The 21259-nt window shown below is 49.8% G+C and carries 16 protein-coding genes and 3 pseudogenes; 13 read left to right on the top strand and 6 right to left on the bottom strand.

All coding sequences use genetic code 11. The features are described 5' to 3' along the window. Positions 1 to 407: 407 nt before the first annotated feature. From KHX94_RS00820 to KHX94_RS00775, 12 genes and pseudogenes are all read left to right on the top strand, one after another. Positions 408 to 2081 (top strand): annotated as a pseudogene (locus KHX94_RS00820) (glycoside hydrolase family 2 protein); the annotation flags it as partial. Positions 2082 to 2474: 393 nt separating this feature from the next. Next, on the top strand, positions 2475 to 3506 hold the full coding sequence (gene galE, locus KHX94_RS00815; protein ID WP_213682012.1) for a UDP-glucose 4-epimerase GalE: 1032 nt from the start codon (positions 2475 to 2477) through the stop codon (positions 3504 to 3506). Between the two features lie 17 nt (positions 3507 to 3523). Next, positions 3524 to 4594, top strand: a complete 1071-nt coding sequence (locus KHX94_RS00810) for a UDP-glucose--hexose-1-phosphate uridylyltransferase (RefSeq protein ID WP_213682011.1) — start codon at positions 3524 to 3526, stop codon at positions 4592 to 4594. Beyond that, complete coding sequence (gene galK / locus KHX94_RS00805) at positions 4591 to 5751, top strand: galactokinase (protein ID WP_213682010.1); 1161 nt, start codon at positions 4591 to 4593, stop codon at positions 5749 to 5751. The genes KHX94_RS00810 and galK overlap by 4 nt, the downstream gene beginning before the upstream one ends. Positions 5752 to 5772: 21 nt before the next feature. Continuing rightward, a pseudogene (locus KHX94_RS00800) lies at positions 5773 to 7337 on the top strand (sodium/sugar symporter). Between the two features lie 691 nt (positions 7338 to 8028). Further along, positions 8029 to 9909, top strand: coding sequence for a CIA30 family protein (locus KHX94_RS00795; protein WP_213682009.1), 1881 nt, complete (start codon positions 8029 to 8031; stop codon positions 9907 to 9909). 101 nt (positions 9910 to 10010) lie between these two features. Further along, positions 10011 to 10262, top strand: coding sequence for a hypothetical protein (locus KHX94_RS20010; RefSeq protein WP_244859271.1), 252 nt, complete (start codon positions 10011 to 10013; stop codon positions 10260 to 10262). Beyond that, positions 10154 to 10873, top strand: a complete 720-nt coding sequence (locus KHX94_RS20900; RefSeq protein ID WP_342345830.1) for an MFS transporter — start codon at positions 10154 to 10156, stop codon at positions 10871 to 10873. The genes KHX94_RS20010 and KHX94_RS20900 overlap by 109 nt, the downstream gene beginning before the upstream one ends. Next, complete coding sequence (locus KHX94_RS20895; protein WP_213682008.1) at positions 10849 to 11385, top strand: MFS transporter; 537 nt, start codon at positions 10849 to 10851, stop codon at positions 11383 to 11385. Before KHX94_RS20900 ends, KHX94_RS20895 begins: the two co-directional genes overlap by 25 nt. 13 nt (positions 11386 to 11398) lie before the next feature. After that, positions 11399 to 11563, top strand: a complete 165-nt coding sequence (locus KHX94_RS20000) for a LacI family DNA-binding transcriptional regulator (protein WP_244859270.1) — start codon at positions 11399 to 11401, stop codon at positions 11561 to 11563. Next, positions 11560 to 12405 carry a substrate-binding domain-containing protein gene (locus KHX94_RS00780; protein ID WP_244859269.1) on the top strand — a complete coding sequence of 282 codons (846 nt, stop codon included), beginning with the start codon at positions 11560 to 11562 and terminating at the stop codon, positions 12403 to 12405. Before KHX94_RS20000 ends, KHX94_RS00780 begins: the two co-directional genes overlap by 4 nt. A gap of 249 nt (positions 12406 to 12654) precedes the next feature. Then, on the top strand, positions 12655 to 13872 hold the full coding sequence (locus KHX94_RS00775) for a hypothetical protein (RefSeq protein ID WP_213682007.1): 1218 nt from the start codon (positions 12655 to 12657) through the stop codon (positions 13870 to 13872). Between the two features lie 1058 nt (positions 13873 to 14930). Here KHX94_RS00775 and KHX94_RS00770 read toward each other — a convergent pair. Both KHX94_RS00770 and KHX94_RS00765 read right to left on the bottom strand, forming a co-directional pair. Next, positions 14931 to 15332, bottom strand: coding sequence for a hypothetical protein (locus KHX94_RS00770; protein ID WP_213682006.1), 402 nt, complete (start codon positions 15330 to 15332; stop codon positions 14931 to 14933). A 105-nt stretch (positions 15333 to 15437) separates the two neighbouring features. After that, complete coding sequence (locus tag KHX94_RS00765) at positions 15438 to 15863, bottom strand: GNAT family N-acetyltransferase (protein ID WP_213682005.1); 426 nt, start codon at positions 15861 to 15863, stop codon at positions 15438 to 15440. A 246-nt stretch (positions 15864 to 16109) separates the two neighbouring features. Here KHX94_RS00765 and KHX94_RS20890 point away from each other — a divergent pair. Next, positions 16110 to 17069: pseudogene (locus tag KHX94_RS20890) on the top strand (integron integrase). A gap of 284 nt (positions 17070 to 17353) precedes the next feature. Here the strand turns inward: KHX94_RS20890 and KHX94_RS00745 are convergent. The 4 genes from KHX94_RS00745 to pdsS form a co-directional block, all read right to left on the bottom strand. Then, the gene (locus KHX94_RS00745; RefSeq protein WP_213682003.1) at positions 17354 to 17623 is read right to left on the bottom strand and encodes a YihD family protein; all 270 of its coding nucleotides are present in this window, start codon (positions 17621 to 17623) and stop codon (positions 17354 to 17356) included. 178 nt (positions 17624 to 17801) lie between these two features. Continuing rightward, positions 17802 to 18980: a cystathionine beta-lyase gene (locus KHX94_RS00740; protein ID WP_213682002.1), complete on the bottom strand. Its 1179-nt coding sequence runs from the start codon at positions 18978 to 18980 to the stop codon at positions 17802 to 17804. Between the two features lie 122 nt (positions 18981 to 19102). Beyond that, positions 19103 to 19717, bottom strand: a complete 615-nt coding sequence (locus tag KHX94_RS21630) for an ATP-binding protein (RefSeq protein ID WP_425314032.1) — start codon at positions 19715 to 19717, stop codon at positions 19103 to 19105. Next, entirely contained in the window at positions 19663 to 21255 is a 1593-nt protein-coding gene (gene pdsS, locus KHX94_RS00735) for a proteobacterial dedicated sortase system histidine kinase (protein ID WP_425314054.1), read from the bottom strand. Before pdsS ends, KHX94_RS21630 begins: the two co-directional genes overlap by 55 nt. Between the last annotated feature and the right edge of the window lie 4 nt (positions 21256 to 21259).

The raw sequence follows: 21259 nt of genomic DNA, 5'->3' as shown, positions 1-21259 counted from the left end.
CCACTCTTAGCAGCACTTGCGTGAGTAAGTGCTGCTGCTTTCCGTGAAGCATCTTTATGTTTTTAAATAATGAGTATGGGTAAGAGGGATTTCCAGGGTGCGATTGAGCAAACAACTATCAGCCGTTTTTATCAGTACATTTATTCTTAGTGCCTCGCTTAAGCCGAGAAGTTGAAACATCGGCTTCAGCGACTCCAAACGTCCAGGTGGCCGAGAGTAAAGTCATCAACTTCAATCAACAGTGGCTATTCAAAAAATCCAGTGATGACAAGCCATTAGCGCAACTCACTGCGCCGTGGGAAAAGGTACGCTTACCCCATACCCCAAGGATTGAGCCCGCCGTAGTGGATGACCAATGGCAAGGCATTGCTTGGTATCAAAAAACGTTTGAGGCTGCGCCTGCCTGGATGAATAAAGTGGTACTGATCCGCTTTGAGGCCGCTATGAATCAGGCAGATGTTTGGCTGAATGGTCAAAAAGTGGGTAGTCATCTTGGCGGTTACCTGCCATTTACCCTGGATTTAAGTCATGCATTACAACCCGGCACTAACACATTATTAGTGCGGCTAGACAATCGTGATAACCCCATTACTGGCCCTAAGCCTTTGCATCTGCTCGACTTTAACACCTATGGTGGCCTCTATCGCGGCGTATCGTTGCAGATAAAAGATAAGTTAATGATCACCGACGAAATGCTGGCGCAGCAAGTGGCGGGAGGCGGTGTGTTTGTGACTTATCCGCAGGTTTCCGCACAGCACGCCACGGTGGCGGTGAAAACCCAACTGCAAAACCAGTATGCCGATAATAAAACCCTGCAATTGACCCAGACCTTGTTGTGGCAAGGGCAAACCGTTGCCCGTTCCACGCAGCAATATCAATTGGCCGCAGGGAAAACCGCTGAATTCACCCAGCAGATGACAGTGACCACACCTCAGCTGTGGAGTCCACAAGCGCCTAATTTATATACCCTGCAAACGGCATTGTTCAGTGGTGAGCAACTGCTTGAACAGCAACAACGGCAGATAGGCATTCGCAGTTTTACCTTTAATGCCAAACATCAATTGTTAATCAATGGCAAGCCCGCGTTTCTGCGTGGCGTGAACCGCCATCAGGAATATCCGTTTGTTGGCTACGCATTATCCGCCGAGGCGGATTACCGGGATGCGGTCAAAATTAAGCAAGCAGGTTTCGATTATGTGCGCTTGTCACATTACCCTCATTCTCCGGCATTTATGGCGGCGGCAGATAAGCTGGGGCTAGTGCTGCTGGACGCAGTGTTAGGTTGGCAATATTACAATCCTGATCCGGCATTTTCTGATCATGTGGTCAAAAGTTGCCACGATCTTATTCGTCGTGACCGTAATCACCCGAGTGTGGTGGCGTGGGAATGCTCGCTCAATGAAACCGAAATGCCCGCGCAACTGATTGCACGTCTGCATGACGCAGTGCATCAGGAGTTCCCAGGCAGCTATTCGGCGGGCTGGGCCAAGGGCTATGACATTTTCTTGCAAGCGCGGCAACATCGGCAGTTGCACTATGAAACACCCACCCAACCTTATGCAGTGTCAGAATACGGTGACTGGGAATATTACGCGCAGAACGCTGGGTTTAACCAAGACAGTTGGGGCGATCTTAAAGAGGAAGAACGCAGCAGCCGTCAACTGCTTAACAGCGGTGAGAAACGGTTATTACAGCAAGCGCTCAATCTTGAAGAAGCCCATAACGACAACTATAACGTCCCGGCGTTTGCTGATGGCTATTGGGTGATGTTCGACTATAACCGTGGTTATATCGGTGATTTAGAAGCCTCTGGCATCATGAGCCTGTATCGCCAGCCCAAATACAGCTACTACTTTTTTGCCAGTCAGCGCGATGCCACTGAAGTTAGCCCATTATTCCAGAGCGGGCCAATGGTGCATATTGCCAGTGAGTGGCAGCCTGACTCCAGTCACGATGTGCGGGTCTTTAGTAATGCCGATGAAGTCGCTTTGTATCTGAATGGTCAGTTGATTGCTAAGCAAACGCCTACCCGCGATAACTATTCAACGAACTTGCCGCATCCACCGTTTATTTTCCATCTAGGCCAATTTACACCTGGGACGCTGCGTGCCGAGGCCATCATTGCTGGCAAAGTGGTGGCGACCCATCAGGTAACAACGCCCGGTAAAGTGGCGGCTATCAGTCTGCATCTGGATACTAGCGGTGTGGCTCCCGCAACGGGCGTTAACGATGTGCTGTTTGTTTATGCTCAACTGCAGGATAAAGATGGGCATCCGTTGTGGGCTAACGATGTCGCATTACAAGCCAGCGTTAGCGGGGATGTCGAACTGCTGAATCAACGTCCGATAGTGACTTCTATGGGGCAGGGGGCGCTGCTGATCCGTATCGGTGACAGTCTCAAGCCAGGCGCAAGTGACGGTAACGGCCGCAGGCTTACCTGCCGCGACGTTATCACTCGAGCAGGCGGCACGATAATGAGAGTGCTGGTCACTGGCGGTGCCGGTTATATTGGTACTCACACTTGCGTTGCCTTGCTGCAAGCCGGGCACCAGGTGGTGGTGCTGGATAATTTCAGTAACAGTCAGCCGCAGGCGTTAGCGCGAGTACAACAGATTTGCGCTCAGACATTGCCCCTGTATCGGGGTGATGTGGGAGATGCCGCGCTGCTGCAACAGATTTTTGCGGAGCAGCAGATTGATGCCGTCATGCACTTTGCCGGTGCTAAGGCGGTTGGCGAGTCGGTGGCTCAGCCACTGTTTTACTACCGCAATAATGTGACCGCTAGCCTGACGCTGATTGAGGCCATGAGCGCGGCAGGCGTGACCACCTTAGTTTTCAGCTCTTCGGCCACAGTTTATGGCGATCCACATCAGGTACCGATTGTTGAAGATTTTCCGTTGGCGCCGACGAATCCTTATGGTCGCAGCAAGTTGATGGTGGAACAGATAATCCGCGATCACTGTACAGCAACCCATGCAACGCATGGATTTAATGGTATTATCCTGCGTTATTTTAATCCGGTGGGGGCGCATCCCAGCGGTTTGATTGGTGAAGATCCCCACGGTATTCCCAATAATCTGATGCCGTTTATTGCCCAGGTAGCTGTAGGGCGTCGTCGTGAGTTATCCGTCTTCGGCGATGATTATCCAACGCTCGATGGTACCGGTGTGCGCGATTACATCCATGTGTGTGATTTAGCCGAAGGCCATGTGCGGGCATTAGAGCAACTGCATGGCCGCCAGGGCTGCCATGTGTTTAATCTTGGAACTGGGAGTGGCATCTCGGTGTTGCAGATGGTGCAGGCCTATGCCGCCGCGAGTGGTTGCGACATCCCCTATCGTATAGTTGCGCGACGAGCCGGTGATGTGGCGCAGTGTTTTGCCGATGCTAGCCTCGCCCAAGAGGTGCTGGGCTGGCAGGCAAGTCGGAAGTTAACCGATATGGTGGCCTCCAGTTGGCGGTGGCAGTCAACTAATCCGCACGGTTATAGCAGTACAACAGTTTGACAGGAATTGAGGTTTGTATGTCAGAGTTTGATGTAAAAGATCATCCCCATCGTCGTTATAATCCGCTCACAGGGGATTGGGTGTTGGTTTCACCGCACCGCGCAAAACGACCATGGCAGGGACAGGTTGAAGCGCCAGAAACGGCGGATATTCCACATTATGACAGTAGCTGTTTTTTGTGCCCGGGTAACAAACGTATCACGGGTGACATTAATCCGGCCTACAGCAAGCCCTACGTGTTTACCAATGACTTTGCCGCGCTGCATCAAGATACACCGGCTGCGAGCCGCGATGATGACGGGCTGTTTGTGTTGAAATCTGAACGTGGCACCAGCCGGGTGGTGTGTTATTCGCCAGATCACAGCCTGACGATGCCAGAGTTGTCTGACGAACAGTTGACCGCGGTGATCCAGGAATGGATCCAGCAGTATCGAGAATTGTCGCAGCATTATAACTGGGTGCAGGTGTTTGAAAACAAAGGAGCGATTAACGGTTGTTCTAATCCGCATCCCCACGGACAGATCTGGGCCAGTTCTTCGGTGCCGACCTTACCAACCAGAACCGATGCGGCGCAGCAGCAATATCTGGCGCAGCACGGTAAAAATCTGCTGTTGACCTATGTTGAGCGTGAACTTGCCGATGGCGCGCGTACCGTGGTGCAAAATGAGCACTGGCTAGTGGTGGTGCCTTATTGGGCTTCCTGGCCGTTTGAAACACTGCTGTTGCCTAAAGCTCATGTGACGCGTATGGAAGAGTTGTCAGCATCACAACAAGCGGCGCTGGCTGATATTCTCAAGCAGATCACTATCCGTTATGACAATCTGTTCCAGTGTGTATTCCCTTATTCCATGGGCTGGCATGTGGCGCCTTATACCCAGCAATATCAAGACGCTGCGGCGCGGGCGCACTGGCAACTTCACTGCCATTTCTATCCACCACTATTGCGTTCAGCCACTGTGAAAAAATTCATGGTGGGGTACGAGATGATGGCTGAAACCCAGCGTGATATGACCCCTGAACAGGCGGCCGAACGTTTACGGCAACAATCCCCCATACATTATAAATCTGCACAAAAAGGTGACGCATGAGTCTTACAGTCGCTGAGCTACATCAGCTGTTTTCATCACAATTTACGGCGACTGCCGATTACCATTTTCGCGCTCCCGGCCGGGTCAACTTGATTGGTGAGCATACCGACTATAACGATGGTTTCGTGTTGCCCTGTGCCATTAACTTCGACACGCACGTACTGGCGCGTAAGAACGGTCTCAATGTTATCCGCGTTGTAGCGGCCGATTATGATAATCAGCTGGATGAAATCCCGTTAGCCACCGCGATTGCACATCACGCTGACTATCAATGGGCAAACTATGTCCGCGGAGTTGTGCAGAGTTTGCAACGTCAGAATATCAGCTTAGTGGGCTGCGATCTGGCCATCAGCGGCAATGTGCCGCAGGGCGCTGGTCTCAGTTCCTCCGCCGCGCTGGAAGTCGCGTTGGGATTGACCTTCACCACGCTGGCCGAACAGCCGATGAGCTTGAGTCAAATTGCGCTCACTGGGCAGCAGGCCGAGAACCATTTTGTGGGTTGTAACAGCGGCATCATGGATCAGTTGATCTCGGCGCAAGGGCAGGCGGGTAATGCGGTGCTGATTGATTGTCGTTCGCTGGAGTGCCATGCCGTTGCCATGCCGCAAGAGCTGGCCGTTGTCATCATCAACTCCAACGTTAAACGCGGTTTGGTGGGCAGTGAATACAACACTCGCCGTGCGCAGTGTGAAGCTGGCGCCGCACACTATGGGGTTAAGGCGCTGCGCGACCTAGATACTGCTGCCATTAGCAATATCTTTGATGAACTGGATGAGGTGACCGCGCGCCGTGTTCGCCACGTGGTGACCGAAAATGCCCGGACATTGGCGGCAGCTAAGGCGCTGGCCAGTGATGATATTAGTACGCTTAGCCAGTTGATGGCGCAATCTCATGCGTCAATGCGTGATGATTTTGCCATCACAGTTCCACCGATTGATTATCTGGTGTCGCTGGTCGATAGCATTATCGGTAACCGCGGCGGCGTGCGTATGACTGGCGGCGGTTTCGGTGGTTGTGTGGTGGCGTTGGTGCCACACGATTTGGTTGCCGAAGTCAAAGCGCAGATCGCGGCCAACTATCCTGAGCACAGCGGTTTAGTGGCTGATGTGTTTGTCTGTCAGCCATCGGCCGGTGCCGAGATTGTTGCCCAACCTTAAAGACGCCAAGGAGAACGCTGTATGTTGTTAGCCCCATTGGATTTTGCCATTTTGGCGGCCTACGTGGTCATTCTGCTTGGATTGGCTTGGTGGGTGTCGCGGGACAAGCCCGGACACGATAAAAATACTAACGATTATTTTTTGGCAAGCAACAGTCTGCCCTGGTGGGCCATTGGTGCCTCGTTGGTGGCCTCGAATATTTCCGCCGAACAAGTGATTGGCATGTCCGGTTCTGGTTATGCAATTGGCCTAGCTATTGCCTCTTATGAATGGATGGGCGCGCTGACGCTGATTATCGTTGGGGCTTGGTTCCTGCCAATTTTCCTCAAGCGTAAAATTTACACCATGCCGCAGTTTTTGCTGCATCGTTACGATAATCGGGTGCGACTCACCATGGCGCTATTCTGGATGGCGGTGTATGTGTTCGTTAACCTGACGGCGGTGCTGTGGCTCGGCGCCTTGGCCATCAATACGCTGACCGGGCTGAACATTAGTGCCAGTCTGGTATTGCTGGCGGTGCTATCTCTGGCTTATTCACTGTATGGTGGCCTGAAAGTAGTGGCGCTGACCGATATCATCCAGGTGTTGTTGCTGGTCGCGGGGGGACTGTTCCTGTCTTATGTCTCGCTGCAGATGGTCAGTGATGGACAGGGAGTCATCGCAGGTTTTGATATTCTGATGACTAAACTGCCCGAAAAGTTCGACATGATCCTTACACCTGATAGTCCCAACTATGCCAGTTTGCCGGGAATCTCAGTGTTGATTGGCGGGCTGTGGGTCATGAACCTGTCTTACTGGGGCTTCAACCAATACATTATTCAGCGGGCGCTAGCAGCAAAAGACTTGAAAGAAGCGCGCAAGGGCATTGCCTTTGCTGCCTTCCTTAAGCTGCTGATGCCAGTGCTGGTGGTATTACCGGGGATTGCGGCGGTGTTGCTGTTGCCGCCACTCGACCGACCCGATCAGGCGTATCCACAATTGATGGGACTGATGCCGGTTGGCTTGAAAGGGCTGATTTTTGCAGCGTTGGTGGCCGCTATTCTCTCGAGTTTAGCGTCTATGACCAACAGTATTTCTACCATCTTTACCATGGATTTGTATGCGCAGGTGCGCCGTCACCGAACTCAGCATCACTATGTCAAAGTGGGCCGTATTGCCAGCGTGGTGGCGCTGCTGATTGCCTTGGTAACCGCGCAGCCATTACTGGGTAAATCAGAACAAGCGTTCCAGTTTATTCAGGAATTTACCGGATTCTTCACCCCGGGATTGTGGTGTTGTTTGTGCTCGGCATGTTCTGGAAAAAAGCGACTGCCAATGGTGCCTTGGCGGCGGCTATCGGCTCGGCGGTGTTATCGGCAGCGGCTAAGTTTTGGCTGCCAGATGTGCCGTTTATGGACCGGGTAGGTTATGTGTTCCTTTGCTGTTTAGTGCTGGCAGTGGTGATTTCGCTGCTGGAAGGCAAAGGTAAAGACCATGAGCACAGTATTCCGTTACACGATATCGACTTCACAACTCACGCGAGTTACCGCATCTGTGCGGTAGTGATCAGTCTGATCCTTATTGGCTTCTATACAACTTGGTGGTGAACATGATGCTGACAGTGACCTTCCGACAATCGCTAGTGGCTATTAGCGCCACTTTACTGGCTGCCGTAACCTCGCCACTGTTGGCGCAAACAACGCCGCTGAGCGTTAGCGTTAAAGACGGCGTGATGCAATGGCAAGACGGCTCGCAAGTGGCGCTATTTGGCGTGAACTATGCCATGCCGTTTGCCTATGGTTACCGCTCGGTGGAACAGTTAGGACTGGACCCGAAAACGGTGATTGATATGGATGTCGCCCATATTGCGCGCATGGGGCTGGATGCCTATCGGATCCATGTATGGGACCGGCTTATCAGTGATAAGCAAGGGGATCTGCTGGATAACGAGCAATTACGCTTGTTTGATTATCTGCAGCAGCAATTGGCACTGCATGGTATCAAAACCATTATTACGCCCATTGCTTGGTGGGGCTCGGGCTATCCAGCCCCTGATCCCCAAGAGCCTGGGTTTTCTGCCGATTATGGCAAAACGGAAATGAACCAGGATCCGCAAGCCATTGCCGCCACCAAAAATTATCTGCGGCAGTTGCTGACCCATAAAAATGCTTATACCGGTAAGACGTTGGCGACGGATGACAACGTTATTGCTTTTGAACTGTTCAACGAACCCAAACATGCTCAATCACCAGCAAAAAGTGCCGCTTATGTGGAGCAACTGCTGGCTACCGTGCGGGGTTGGGCGTCACGAAACCGCTGTTCTACAACATCAGTGAACAGGGGCCTAACCAAGCATTTGCCAGTGCCCTGTGTAACAGTTCGGTGGATGGAATATCCTATCAGTGGTATCCCACCGGCTTGGTGAAAAACTCGGCACTACACAGCAATATGCTGCCATCAGTGGCACATTATACCGACCCGTTTAAGCAGATTGCGGCCTGTCAGCGTAAAGCCAAAATGGTGTATGAGTTTGATGCGGCGGATGTTACCAAAAGTGTGATGTATCCGGCGATGGCGCGCAGCTTCCGTGAGGCGGGTTTTCAGTGGGCAACCCAGTTTGCTTATGATTCAGCAGCGTTGGCGCAGAGTAATTCTGAATACAATACCCATTATCTGAATCTGCTGTACACCCCGGCGAAAGCCATCAGCTTTATGATTGCCGCTGAAGAGTTTCGCCGCTTACCGTTGGGATACCGCGCGGCGGAGTATCCGGCTAGCAATCACTTTGATCATACGCTACTGGATTATCAGGCCGACCTCAGTTTATATGATGACGGCCGCCGTTATTATTACTCCAACAATACCCAACAGGCACCGGCGGATACGGCTCAGTTACAGCATATTGCTGGGGTCGGCAGTTCGCCCCTCGTGACTTACCGTGGTAATGGCGCGTATTTCCTCGATAAACAGCAAGATGGCGTATGGCGACTGGAAGTTTACCCTGATTTATTGCAGTTGCAGGACCCGCATCAGCCACCGAGTTTGCAGCGCGAAGTGGGCAGGTTATATCTGCATCAGCGGCCAATGACACTCACATTAGCGGATCTGGGGACAAGCTTTGCGATTAAAGGGATCAACGCTGGTAATCACTATGCCGCTAATGCCGAGCACGGTCAGATAACGGTAACCCCAGGAGTCTACCTGTTAGGGCGCACAGCAGCGCTAGTCAATAATGCCAAGCAAACCGATGCGACGTATTACTTGCCAACCATTCCAGCGCCTGAACTCGCCTTGGTACATCAGCCGCAACGTCAGCGCAATTTAGGCGATAAACTCAGTTTTACGGCACACATTGCTGGGAAGTCGCCGCAATATCAAGTGACTCTATACCTGCGTTATCAGGGATATAAGGACTTTACCGCCTTACCCATGACGGCGGTCAATGCTGATACTTATCAACTGAGCTTGCCTGACACCGCCGCATGGCAACAGCCAGGAATTCTGGAATATGCCATTAGTGTTAGCGATGGTCAGCAGCAGCTTACCTGGCCGGGCGCCAAAGCTGGTACTCCCGCTGATTGGGATTATGTCGATGCCGGTTACTGGCATACCTTGCTGACACCCAAAGGTACGCCAGTGACATTGTTGGCACCAGCAACGGATCGCGCAGGCTATTACACTCCTAAAAATGCTGTGTCCTGGCCTGCAACTGCGGCAACGGTTGAAGGTGCCACGTTAAAATTATCGGTGGAACAACAAGCCATCAGCACTGGCGGCACCTTGTTGCGGCTGGATCTGGCGAACGATAATCAGCTCAGTGACCGCGATTTGAGTGGTTACAATGCGCTGGCTTTAAGGATCCGTTCACTGGGTAAAGATGACCGTTTGCAGTTTGGTATTATCGGCAACGATGGCTTGGCTTGGGGTACAGATTTCCCTGTATCTAACCAGTGGAAAACCTTGGTGTTACCGCTAGATAAGCTCAAACCGGTAGGCACTTTGCTCGGCCAGGCTTTTCCTACCTTTATGCCAGTTACCGCTGGGCCGTTTGCGGCTCAAACTGCATTGACACTTAATGCCATTGAAGGCTTGCAGTTGGCGTTGCCACCTTTAGGCGCACATCAAACCATGCAGCAACGTGGTATTGAGATTGCCGAAGTGGCATTGATACATATGTAAAAGTGTATTGACTGCGACAGGGTACACTAAAGGCTGACTGGCACCATCAACGGGGCAGGGTATAATCCTTGCCAGCGTTGATAGTCGTAAGGAGACGATGGTTGGTTGACAGTGTTTTCAAGGGGTTAACCCAGCAAAAACTGGCACTTGGTGCCGGTTTTTTCGCCATGCTGTTTGCCAATCAGAGTGTTCAGGTATTAGCAATCCCATTTTATCAGATGCAGCTAGGGGTGGATCCTTTCCTATTAAGTTTGGCGCTGGCGTTGCCGGTGATTGCCGGCACACTGATAACCCCTGGATTGGTTATGTCAGCGACCACTGGCACGGGCGTACTGGTAAGCGGCGGCCGCTGATCATGGCCGGCAGTTTATTGAGTGCACTGTTATTCGGCTGCATTTGGATGGTGCCAACCCATTGGCCGATGTTGTGGCAGCTCAGTTATTTTGCGCTGTTTTATCTGTTGTTTTCGTTAGCGGCGGCGCTGGTTGCCGTACCGACTATCAGCCTGAGCTACGAGATCAGCCATGATGAGTCGCAACGTGCCGCTATCATGGCGGTAAACACCTATTTTATTAAACTGGCATCGGTGCTGTATCAATGGTTATTTCCATTAGCCAGCTTAGCGATATTTGGTTCAGTTGTATTGGGGATCCGTTGGGTCGGCTGGGGCGTAGCGCTGTTACTCATAGGTTTTATGGGCGCGTTACCCGCCCTGTTTTGCCGAGGAACCGCCAACACCACTATTAGCCATACGGCACCAGGTAAGCCTGGCTTTACTGAAAGCCTACAGCAGTTATTACACCATAAACCGCTGATGTTGCTGATGGCTATCTGTCTATTACAGCTTGGTGGTAGCGTATTTGCCGCCAGTATGGATTATTACCTGTTGGTGTATTTCGTCAGTCATGGCGATATTGCACAGGGGCTTACTGGAAAGGTGTGCTGTCTAGCGCTTATGCGTTGACCGGGTTTGCCAGTGTGCCTTTGGTTAACTGGTTACGCGCTCGTTGTGGTGCCGTCAATGCGTTGGGATGGGTGTTAGCGCTGACGCTGCTTGGCGGTATTGCCAAATGGTTTTTGTTTGTCCCTGAAATAGGGTTCTGGATAGTGCTGGATGCGCTGTTATGCACCAGTGTTTGGACTGCCATGACCACCTTAATTCCGGCGCTGAATGCCGGACTGAGCGATGTAGAAACTCAGCTGCGTGGTCGTCCCACCGCTGGCATGTTCGCTTCGATATACAACTCTGCTACCTCGCTGGCCAGTATTCTGGCGTTGCTGGCCTCAGGCGCCACCTTAAATGTAATCGGTTTTGATGCTACCGCTGGTGGGGCGCAGAGCACCCACAGCATCACTGCAATGCGCTGGATCTTAACGGGTGGTACTGTGTTATTCGGTATCTTATCCTTGTGGTGTTTACACAAGTATCACATTGGTTTAAAAGATAAACTTGCTTTATTTGAAGCAAAGGACTGACAAGAGAGACGTTATGGTGACCATCAAAGATGTTGCCCAGATCGCCGGAGTTTCAACCGCGACCGTATCGCGGGTCATTCACAATGGCGCTCAGGTTGGCGAGGCCTGCCGTGCCCGAGTGAAAAAGTCATTGCGGAATTGGGCTATCAACCCAATGCCAATGCTCAAGCGTTGGTGAGCAAGACCACCAATACCATAGGCGTGGTGACACCTCGTCTGTCTATGTCCTTCTTCGGTACCTTGGCAAGTGGTGTTGAAAACGCAGTAAGAGAGAACGGTTACAAGCTGTTGATGGCCAACTCCTTATATGAAACGCGCTCCGAGCTGGATGCTATCCAGTCACTGCGGCAACACAACTGTCAGGCGATTATTCTACACAGTGAATATTCTGACGAGGCGACACTGATCCGTCTGGCCGAAGAGATCCCTGGGCTGGTGCTGGTTAACCGCTATATTTCGCAGATAGCCAACCGTTGTGTCTGGCTGGATAACATTCGCGGCGGACAATGGGTGACGGAATATCTGTTGTCCAAAGGCCATAGGCAATTTGCGGCCATTACCAGTATCTATCAGAACCGAGATCCGGCAGAACGCCTTAAAGGCAGCCGTCAGGCATTATTGGAGCAGGGGCTGTCATTGCCTCCAGAATGGGTGGCAGAAGGAACCGCTAACATGGAAGGCGGAGCGCAGGCCGTGAAGGAATTATTGGCGCGTGGGCTGCCGTTCACGGCCTTATTGGCCTATAACGATTTGATGGCTATCGGTGCCATTCATGCACTGTTTGCAGCGGGGATCCGGGTGCCAGAAGATGTGTCTGTGGTGGGATTTGATGATTTGCCCGTGGCTCGTGCCTGTCGGCCAAGACTCACGACCATGCATTACCCCATTGAAGAGATGGCCTCGTATGCAGTGAATTTGGCAATCAAACTCAGTAATCCCGACTATAAACCCGTAGGGCAAACCCATCTGTTTATGCCGCAACTGGTAGAACGGGACTCGGTTGCCTGTGTAAACAGATAAACGCTGGGGGCTGATTGATGGCACAGTGCTGTTCTGGCGTTGTGCCAGCAAACTAAAGCAACTATCGATAGTTAACCTCATTCCAGCATCCCACCAAAACATTGCACCCTCATTATTAGCTATGGCATACGCTAAAACTTGAAATCGCCACTATACTGCCCTGACTGCCACAGCTCTGACTCTCTGAGTCTTAACAACGGCAGTTCAGTATTAGGACAATCGAGCGGTTTGAACAGAGGATGTTAGCAAATGGCAAAAATAATCTTACTTTTCATCGTTATGGTGATGATCACCTTCCTGCAAGCGTGTGCCACGAATATCGTTTATAGCGATAAAGATCGGCAAATGGGAGAAATCCCTCCTGAACAAGGACTTAGTATATTTATTGACCGTAATGGAGAACTTTATCCGCCACCATCATTAGCGATGGGCAATAGCATGTTTACCTCTCAAAGAGAAACGACGGCAACACTGCAAGCCTATTTTGTACAAGCTTCAAATAGCGCTGACTGGGAAGCCCTACTATCGGAACTTAATATCACCAACACCGCTAACTTTTCCGATCTTTGGCCCATTGTCCAGCAACAGCTGTTTACCCGAGTTACTGACGCCATTTCTCAGGGTTCAGAGCATGGCAAGCGGAAAATCGTTTTTCTCGTGCACGGTTACAATAATGAATTCATGGATGCTGAGTGTTGGTATAGCTTAGTCGAGCAAGACATTGCGAAACGGGCGAGTGTGCATGGGGAGAGCCGTCCTTACTTTATACGCGTGTATTGGGATGGTCTTAGCCAAGCACTGCCGGTTAGTATCTGGACCAAGGCGCAATGGAATGGCCCCATTACTGGGCTTGCGTTACGCCGTATCTTGTATGGCCTTGAAGGCAAGTTGTCGAAAGAGACCCAAATCGCCATGCTCAGCCATAGCACGGGAGCATTAGTTGTCGCCAATGCTGTGGGGGATGGTTCCGCATCGTTAGAATGTAAAGCAAATTTCCAAGCGCATTGTCCTGCCATTCGTGATATGGCATCTATTCCAACATTAGTTTCAACTGTTCGTTTGGGCGTTCTAATCCCTGCTGCAAGCCCAGATACATTTGACTGTTTTAAGGATAAACAAAAGCTACCACAAGCCATCATCTTGGGTCTTAATCAACAAGATTTTCCAACTAACAAAGTCTTCGGTTGTATATGGTTGGGAACAACTTGTATGAATGTGTACCCGGAATATACCTGTAGTAAATTACAAAAGACATTCGCCAACTCACCAGTAGAGTACGCTGTTTTTGAATTTAGTAACTCCTCTCACAATGAAAATCAGCAATTAATTTTTTGGGAAACGCACAGCGTTAAAGACCAAATGCAACGCGATATGTGGCCAGCTTTCATTGAACGTGTGATATTCCCAGGTGCAAATGTTAACTCTAATCATCCAGTGCAGTGTGAACAGCAACCTGTGGAGATATGATATCGATAGTCATCGCCAGACCTGTTGCAGCGCTCTTGGGAAGCTCAGCTTCGACTGTGTAACACGTTCCGCCGCATGAAAGCCAGAGGCAAAGAGCACAACAAGGTGGTAACGGCGGTTGCCCGTGAGTTACTGGGATTTATCTGGGATGTCGGGCAGCGATTTAACCCGGAGAGTCACTCAGTGGGCTAAGCGGTAAAGCAGGTAAAAGTTGCAACCTGAATGAGAGCGATTGGCGGCAGCGGTGTAAGCAACCCTCGACGGCGTTAAGCGATATCAACTCGCGTCCCTAGACAGAGGCAAGGCTCCAACGGCGTAAACAAGTCATGCGGATAACCAACCCCGCGACTTTTATTGGCAATGAAGAGAGCAAGGTCAACCGCCGAAACTGATTTGCCAAAGATCACTCATTCAGGTTCTTTCTGGCCAGACAAGGCTTCTGGACAAGAAAGCTATGTACCTATTGACAGAGGGAATCATATCAACGCCCGCATAAGAGGCGACAAAACTTAGCGGCGATTTAGGGTTAAACTTGCGAAGCACCAAAACTAAATCGCCGCGTAGTTTTGGTGTCCATGCCCAACTTGTTGGGCCTTTATGCGATTGTTAGCTGTGCTGCGTAAACAACAGCGCACAATGATATAAAAGCATTATCGGTAGAAGTAATACCGCCACACTACGAATTGGTATTGCATTAAAAATTAACAGAGGGTTCTCTCTCAGAAATGCTGCTGGTGGCACGAACAAGGGGTATTGTTCAAATTTAATTACCAGATTGAACAATGCTTTTCCTGTAGTGGTCGCGTAATGCTGAATGATTGCGAAATACAGTATACCTGCCCAAAGTATCCCTACGACCTCAACAAGAAGAGCAACAACTTCTAGCACAAAAGGCAGAAGGATTGGGCCGGACATAATTATGACTAGGTACTTTAGATACTTCAGTTTCACTTTATTAAAAATCCTTTTTGTACAGCTAACGCCGCCAACACGGGCCGAGTGACAGCGAGGTCCAGCACAATGCGGATTTTTGCATTGGGCGTTTGTGTTTGGCCTTGTTATGTTTCACGGCGTTGGACCCCAATTGACATATACATAAGATAAGCCCCGAAACCAAAAATAGGTACGCCAGCAAAAAGACGACCAATTACTGCCAGTAGCGATAAAACCGATGTTTCTTGAAATAGCATGTAGACAAGAACAAGGTCTAAACCAACGCCCATGACAGCCGCAACCAAACCGAAAACAAACAAAGTTGGTGAATATACTTTGAACTTCCGGTCGTCATTACTCAACTGCTGCTTACACTGAACGTTATCTTTGACTGCTAAAATATACCAAGGTAGGCCGACGTAAATGAAAGATATAAGTCCGGCCCAGCGATAGTCGCCAATTCCCGGCATAAATAGGATTGCCACACTGACGATGATTAATATTGCTGGCTTTCTAGTTCTTGGCATTAAACCTCTCGGAAACATAACGCCGCATTAAGGTGTGAGCAGCGCTTGGCTATACTTGAGCGAAGCGAAAGCGCCAAGCGTTGCGAATCACTCTTAAATGCTTTGTTATAACTCTTTTACAAGACAGTATGTAGTGTGGCCTTTTGGATAATCGGGCAGCTCACCAAAAACTTTGTACCCACGTTTTTCATAGAACGGTTTAGCCTGAAAGCTAAGAGTTTCCGTACGTATGTATTGAAAGCCTTTTTCTTTAGCAAAATTTTCTGCGGCGTCCATAAGCTTATTTCCTACACCTTTACCTCGAGTTTCCACTGAGAGCCAGAGCAGCTCAAGAATGCAATAATTCCAGAAACCTGTTGCTCTAATACCACCTAGAACTTTACCATTTTCATCTTTCGCAAATGCCGCAAATTTTGTATCAGGCTCGAATACAACTTCATCTGGCATATGTTGTTGATTAAACGCCTGAATACCTTTACTGATTACTTCAAGGTCATTCTTATTAGGATTATCTGTTACTTCAATATTCATTTTTCATCTATACCACGGAGAGTTATAACAGTGTATTAGACGACAAAATGTCGTGTTTAATTCCGACATTTTGTCCAAATTCGTGAATTTACATAAAGAGATATTACTGACATTCTTTTGATAAATAAAAATATTTTCATTTTTTGAACAATCTTTCGTACGTCAAAATACCCCGAAATGTCTAAAATTTGCCCATTTTGCGACATCTGGATACTACTGTTTATAAATACAGTATCGGAGGTCGCTATGACATCACCATTTTTACAAGCATTTGCCGAACATATGACCACGCGTCGATATGCCAAACGAACAGTGCAAGGCTACCAGTATTGGGTCGCGGCCTTTATTCGATATCACCAGATGCGGCATTCTAGTGGGTTACATAATGCGGAAGTCGAACAATTTCTATCCTACTTAGCCAATGAGCGAAATATGGCGGTTAAATCTCAGGCCACTGCGCTGAATGCATTGGTGTACCTGTACCGAGATTTTTTAAATAAGCCATTGTCATTGCAACTCGCATTTGTCAAAAGCACTCGCCAGATGAAATTACCCACGGTATTGACGAAATCTGAGATCAGCCTCTTGTTGCAGCAGGTTGCCCCCAACACAAGTTATGTATTTCGCTGCTGTATGGCAGTGGCCTGCGGCTGATGGAGGCCGTAAGACTGCGTGTAAAGGATATCGATCTGGATTATCAATGTATCCGCATTTGGAACAGTAAAGGTGGTAAACATCGCACGGTAACCTTGCCCCAAAGCCAGTTATCGTCCTTAAAGCAACAGATTGAAACTGTGGATCAGTATTTACAACACGACATCATTCATCGAGATTGGGCCGGCGTATGGATGCCACACCGTTTGCTCGATAAATACCCAAGTCAGAGTCGCTCACTTGCTTGGCAGTATCTATCCCTTCAGCAAAATTAGCGGTAGATCCAGAGTCTGGACTCGTCCGACGCCATCATATTAATGAAAAACAGATACAACGCACCATATCTGCCACGGCTAAACGAGTGGGTATTCAGAAACATGTTTCGCCACACACATTGCGGCACTCTTTTGCCACACATTTACTGGAGTCGGGAGCAGACATCCGTACTGTACAAGAACAGCTCGGTCATGTTGATATTCGAACTACGCAGATTTACACCCATGTTTTATCGCGAGGAGCTAACAGTGTGAAAGCCCGTTAGATCGGCTATAACTCAATTATTAACATAGGGTTATGGTATAGCTACCGCACGGGTGAGATATTGTAATATCCATCCTTGGTGTTTGTATTCGTTGGCATCCTTTACCTATCATTAACAATTTACTGCAGATAGCGGGAGTGAACAAGTGGCAACAATGACAAGGTGGAAAGTTGATAATATAAATCAGGGCCGCGATGGCAACATTGCCATAACGCTGGCCACTGGTTAAGTCAGTCAGTGGCGTACTGTTGGCGAAGGGAATACGTTATATCAGTTACGCCATGGTTATTGGGTGTTACTCATCAAGCATACCTCTAGCGCGTAGAATCGCGGTTTTAAAATCTTCCACATAATCTTTTTGAATGCCTGGAATGGGTTGGTGTGTGTCGGTGTTGCGCATTTTGAGTTGGTAAATAAGTACGTCATCGGGGAGATCGCGTAATTCACCAGTAAATCCCGCCTCGTTGGCCAGCAGTTGTAAGAACTGTAGCAAATTTAAATTAGGGTCTTTCTGCCAAGCGGGATTGAGCATCTCAAGTAGTTCATTAATACGGTGGCAGCTCATAGCGTCATCTCCTCGTAGCCAATTAATTTGAGCTTATCAGCCGCCTATCTCGTTGCAAAGTCTTGGCAGAATTTTGATGTTGTAAATACTGGATGCGCGGGCTATCGAGCTCGGTCTTAATAAAGGCCGCATAGTGGTATGGCGGGTGCATACCACTATGCGACATCGCGCTGATAAATCAGTTGGATAATGCCTCGTGATAACGGGCAAATGCGGCTTCTAAATCAGCGATGAGATCTTCGGTATCTTCCAGACCAATATGCAGCCGGAACATAGGTTTACTGCTGTCCCAATGGGTCACTGTGCGAATTTTATCAACACCAAACTCGGCAACGATCAGGCTTTCATAGCCGCCCCAGGAAAAGCCCATTTTGAAATGCTGCATCCCTTCGACAAAAGCCTTCATCGCTTGGCGGTTTCCGGTTTTCAATACAAACGAAAACAGGCCGTTACTGCCGAGATAGTCACGTTTGAAAAACTCATGACCAGGGCAGGAGGGAAAAGCGGGGTGGCGGATATGGTCAACCTCTGGACGAGTTTCCAACCAGTGAGCAATCTCCAGCGCATTTTTCTCTTGTTGCGCCATGCGCACGCCTAATGTCCGCAGGCCACGCAGTGCTAGGTAGGCATCGTCTGCGGAGACACACTGGCCAAGCAGGTAGCTGTTTTCCCGTAGCTGTTCCCAATGCTGTTCATTAGCGGTGGCGGTCCCCATCATGACATCTGAATGGCCGACAATATATTTGGTGGCAGCTTGAATCGAGATATCAACGCCTAATTCAAACGGGCGGCAATTGATGGGCGATGACCAGGTGTTATCCAGCATAGCAACCAGCCCATGTTGATGGGCTATTTGGCATAACGTTGGCACATCCTGCACTTCCATGGTGATAGAACCGGGAGATTCCAGATACAGCACTTTTGTGTTCGGGCGGATAAGGTTAGCGATTTCAGCGCCAATCATCGGGTCGTAGTAGGTGGTTTCAATGCCCAATCCTGCCAACAGTTTGTCGCAGAGGTCGCGGGTTGGTTCATAAGCACTGTCAACCATCAGCAGATGGTCACCACTTTTCAGGAAGGATAACAGTGCGCCACTGATGGCCGCTGCACCGGAAGGGTAGAGCGCGGTACCAACACCGCCTTCGAGTTCCGCAATGGCTGCTTGCAGGGCAAAGTGGGTGTCTGTGCCTCTGCGGCCATAAAACAATTCACCTTTACCTCTGCCAGCAGTGGCCTTGGCAAGGTGTTCCAGACTATCAAAAACAACGGTTGAGGCGCGGACGACAGGCGGGTTAATCACACCTTTGGTCCATTTTTTGTCCCGGCCTAGGGACACAATTTTAGTAGCTCTTTTCATTATCGGACTCTTGCACGGCTCGGCATTCTGCATTATCAGTAGTTTCCCCACATTCAGGGGAATAGGCATCTTAACACTGAATGGCCAACTGAGAAGTCCTGCTTGCCTGAGAGTTGTTCATGTTAGCCTGGCAGTGGCAAGGTTAAGGTGAACATGACGCCGGAACCATCACCCAGATTGGACGCCTTGATGGTGCCACCATGAAATGCCGCAATCAGCCGCGCAATATACAACCCCAGCCCCAGATGCGGTTTTTCTTGGGTGCCGGCGGGGCGCACTGACACCATGGATTCAAAGATTTGCTCACTCATGTTTTCTGGCAACAGCGGCCCTTTGTTTTCAACGGTGAGAATGGCCTGCTTTGCCTGGGTGCGCAGCACCAGATTGATAGGCGTTTCTGGGGTGTGAAATTCCAACGCGTTGCTGATGAGTTTATCCAGTAACTGCGCAATATATTCCGGGACACCCAACATCATCAGCGGCTCGTCTGGCTGCTTTAAGGTGAAGTGTTTCTGCGGATACGTCATCTGATAACCCGCGACACAGCCACTGACAACTTTGGTTAACGGGAACTGATCGGCATCGCTGTTATTGAGCGATTCTTCAAGTCGGGTGGCTTCACTCATATTGGCAAGGATCAACGACAGCCGTTTTACCCCTTCTTGTGCTCGGTCAACATATTTCATCGCCTCACTGTCAATGGGTTGCAGACTGAGATGTTCCAGTGAACTGCGCACCACCGCCACTGGTGTGCGTAGCTCATGCGATAGCCGTGATGACATATGTTCCAGATAATGGGTGTATTGCCCAAGCCGCGACACAATATTGGCAAAGCTGCGCGAGAGATCGCCAATTTCATCGCGTACCGCTGAGGGGGAATGGTATCGCGCACGCGTCCCTGGCTATCAATGGCTTTTTCAGCCTGATCCCTGAGTTTGCGAATGCGGCTGGAAATGCTAGAAGCAAAAAAGAACAGTGACAGGGTGCCAACACTCATCACAATCAAAATCACGTTAAACAGTTTTTCCAGTGCGCGGTTACGCAAGGTGCGAATGCCGTGAGTGGTTTCTTCCGCTACCACAGCCCCCATCACTTTGTTATCAATCCAGATAGGGCTGGCGGCGGATAACACTACTGCTTTGCTGTCGGGCGTTAAACGCCAAGTGGATGCCAATTTGCCCGCCAATGCTTGTTGGATATGGCTGCCTTGCAGCTCGGTGGAATCCTGCAATGAATCGATAAAATCATTGGGTGGGCGGGTCAATATTTTGTAGTAAATGGGATTGAGATAGGTTTTTTGCAGGCGACTCCAGAAGGTTTCCGGTTCATCGTCTACTTCGCCCCAAACACCATTACTGTTGCGGATATCGCCTGACTTTGCCAGCACGCGGCCGTGGGTATCAACTACCCAAATGCGTGAGCTGTTATGGCTCATGCCTTTGATAATATTTTCGATTTCTGGCGAAGGTACTAACACAGTGCCGAGTTTATCAACGCTGTCTGTGGCCGAGGTGCCAACAATCGCTTCTAGCTTGCGAGTCTTGCTGTCATTGACATCGTGAATGGCAAATCCCAGTTTGCTGCCCACCATCTCTAGCGGCATACGCAGTTCGATGTTGTAACCCTGCTCAGTTTTACGCCACTGCCCTTGGATACGGTTTTCTGGTGTGGCGGGGGCGCTGAGGCTAGCATCGGCAGGCAGTTCATAACTGCTGAGCCAACCATCTTTCATGTTCGCCACCACGTAACGATGAAAACTGCCATCCTGTGCCTGGGTGGCAATATCCAAATAATCATTACGATCAACCGCTAAGCTATTACGACCACGGTAAACCACATGCGGGTCGTTGACCTCAAAAAAGCCATAAAGATAGCCACTGTACTTGCCTACCATATGGCGGAATGACAGCTTGGAGCTGCTGTTCTGCGCCAGAAATAAACGGTAACCGTCACCATATTCCATGGACTTACTGCGATATGCTTCCCAGTCGTCCAGCTTGCCGTCCAGTTGAATTGGCCCTTGCAACGGGTAGGCGTAAAGATCGCGGCCTTTTTCTACTTGTTTCAGGAAACTCGCCTGTGAATCAAACAGTTTTGGGCGTTCGTGCAAGGCGGTAGCTAACGCTTGAGTGGTGCCTTCGAGGGTTTTTTCCTGACCGTGACGCAGATATTTTTCCATCTCCCAGACGTACTGATAACCGAGCCAAGGCAGACCTAACAGAAATAACGACAGCACCAGAGTTTTGCTGCGCAGCCCAATGGGCGGATGATAAATCGGC

This window comes from Shewanella dokdonensis (genome assembly GCF_018394335.1).
Classification (GTDB): Bacteria; Pseudomonadota; Gammaproteobacteria; order Enterobacterales; family Shewanellaceae; genus Shewanella; species Shewanella dokdonensis.
This window is presented reverse-complemented; position numbering and strand designations above follow the sequence as displayed.

Coding starts and splice junctions, on each gene's coding strand:
- KHX94_RS20000 (WP_244859270.1), top strand. CDS start 11,399: ATGGTGACCATCAAAGATGTTGCCCAGATCGCCGGAGTTTCAACCGCG.
- KHX94_RS00740 (WP_213682002.1), bottom strand. CDS start 18,980: ATGAAAAGAGCTACTAAAATTGTGTCCCTAGGCCGGGACAAAAAATGG.
- galK (WP_213682010.1), top strand. CDS start 4,591: ATGAGTCTTACAGTCGCTGAGCTACATCAGCTGTTTTCATCACAATTT.
- KHX94_RS00770 (WP_213682006.1), bottom strand. CDS start 15,332: ATGCCAAGAACTAGAAAGCCAGCAATATTAATCATCGTCAGTGTGGCA.
- galE (WP_213682012.1), top strand. CDS start 2,475: ATGAGAGTGCTGGTCACTGGCGGTGCCGGTTATATTGGTACTCACACT.
- KHX94_RS00765 (WP_213682005.1), bottom strand. CDS start 15,863: ATGAATATTGAAGTAACAGATAATCCTAATAAGAATGACCTTGAAGTA.
- KHX94_RS00775 (WP_213682007.1), top strand. CDS start 12,655: ATGGCAAAAATAATCTTACTTTTCATCGTTATGGTGATGATCACCTTC.
- KHX94_RS00810 (WP_213682011.1), top strand. CDS start 3,524: ATGTCAGAGTTTGATGTAAAAGATCATCCCCATCGTCGTTATAATCCG.
- KHX94_RS00745 (WP_213682003.1), bottom strand. CDS start 17,623: ATGAGCTGCCACCGTATTAATGAACTACTTGAGATGCTCAATCCCGCT.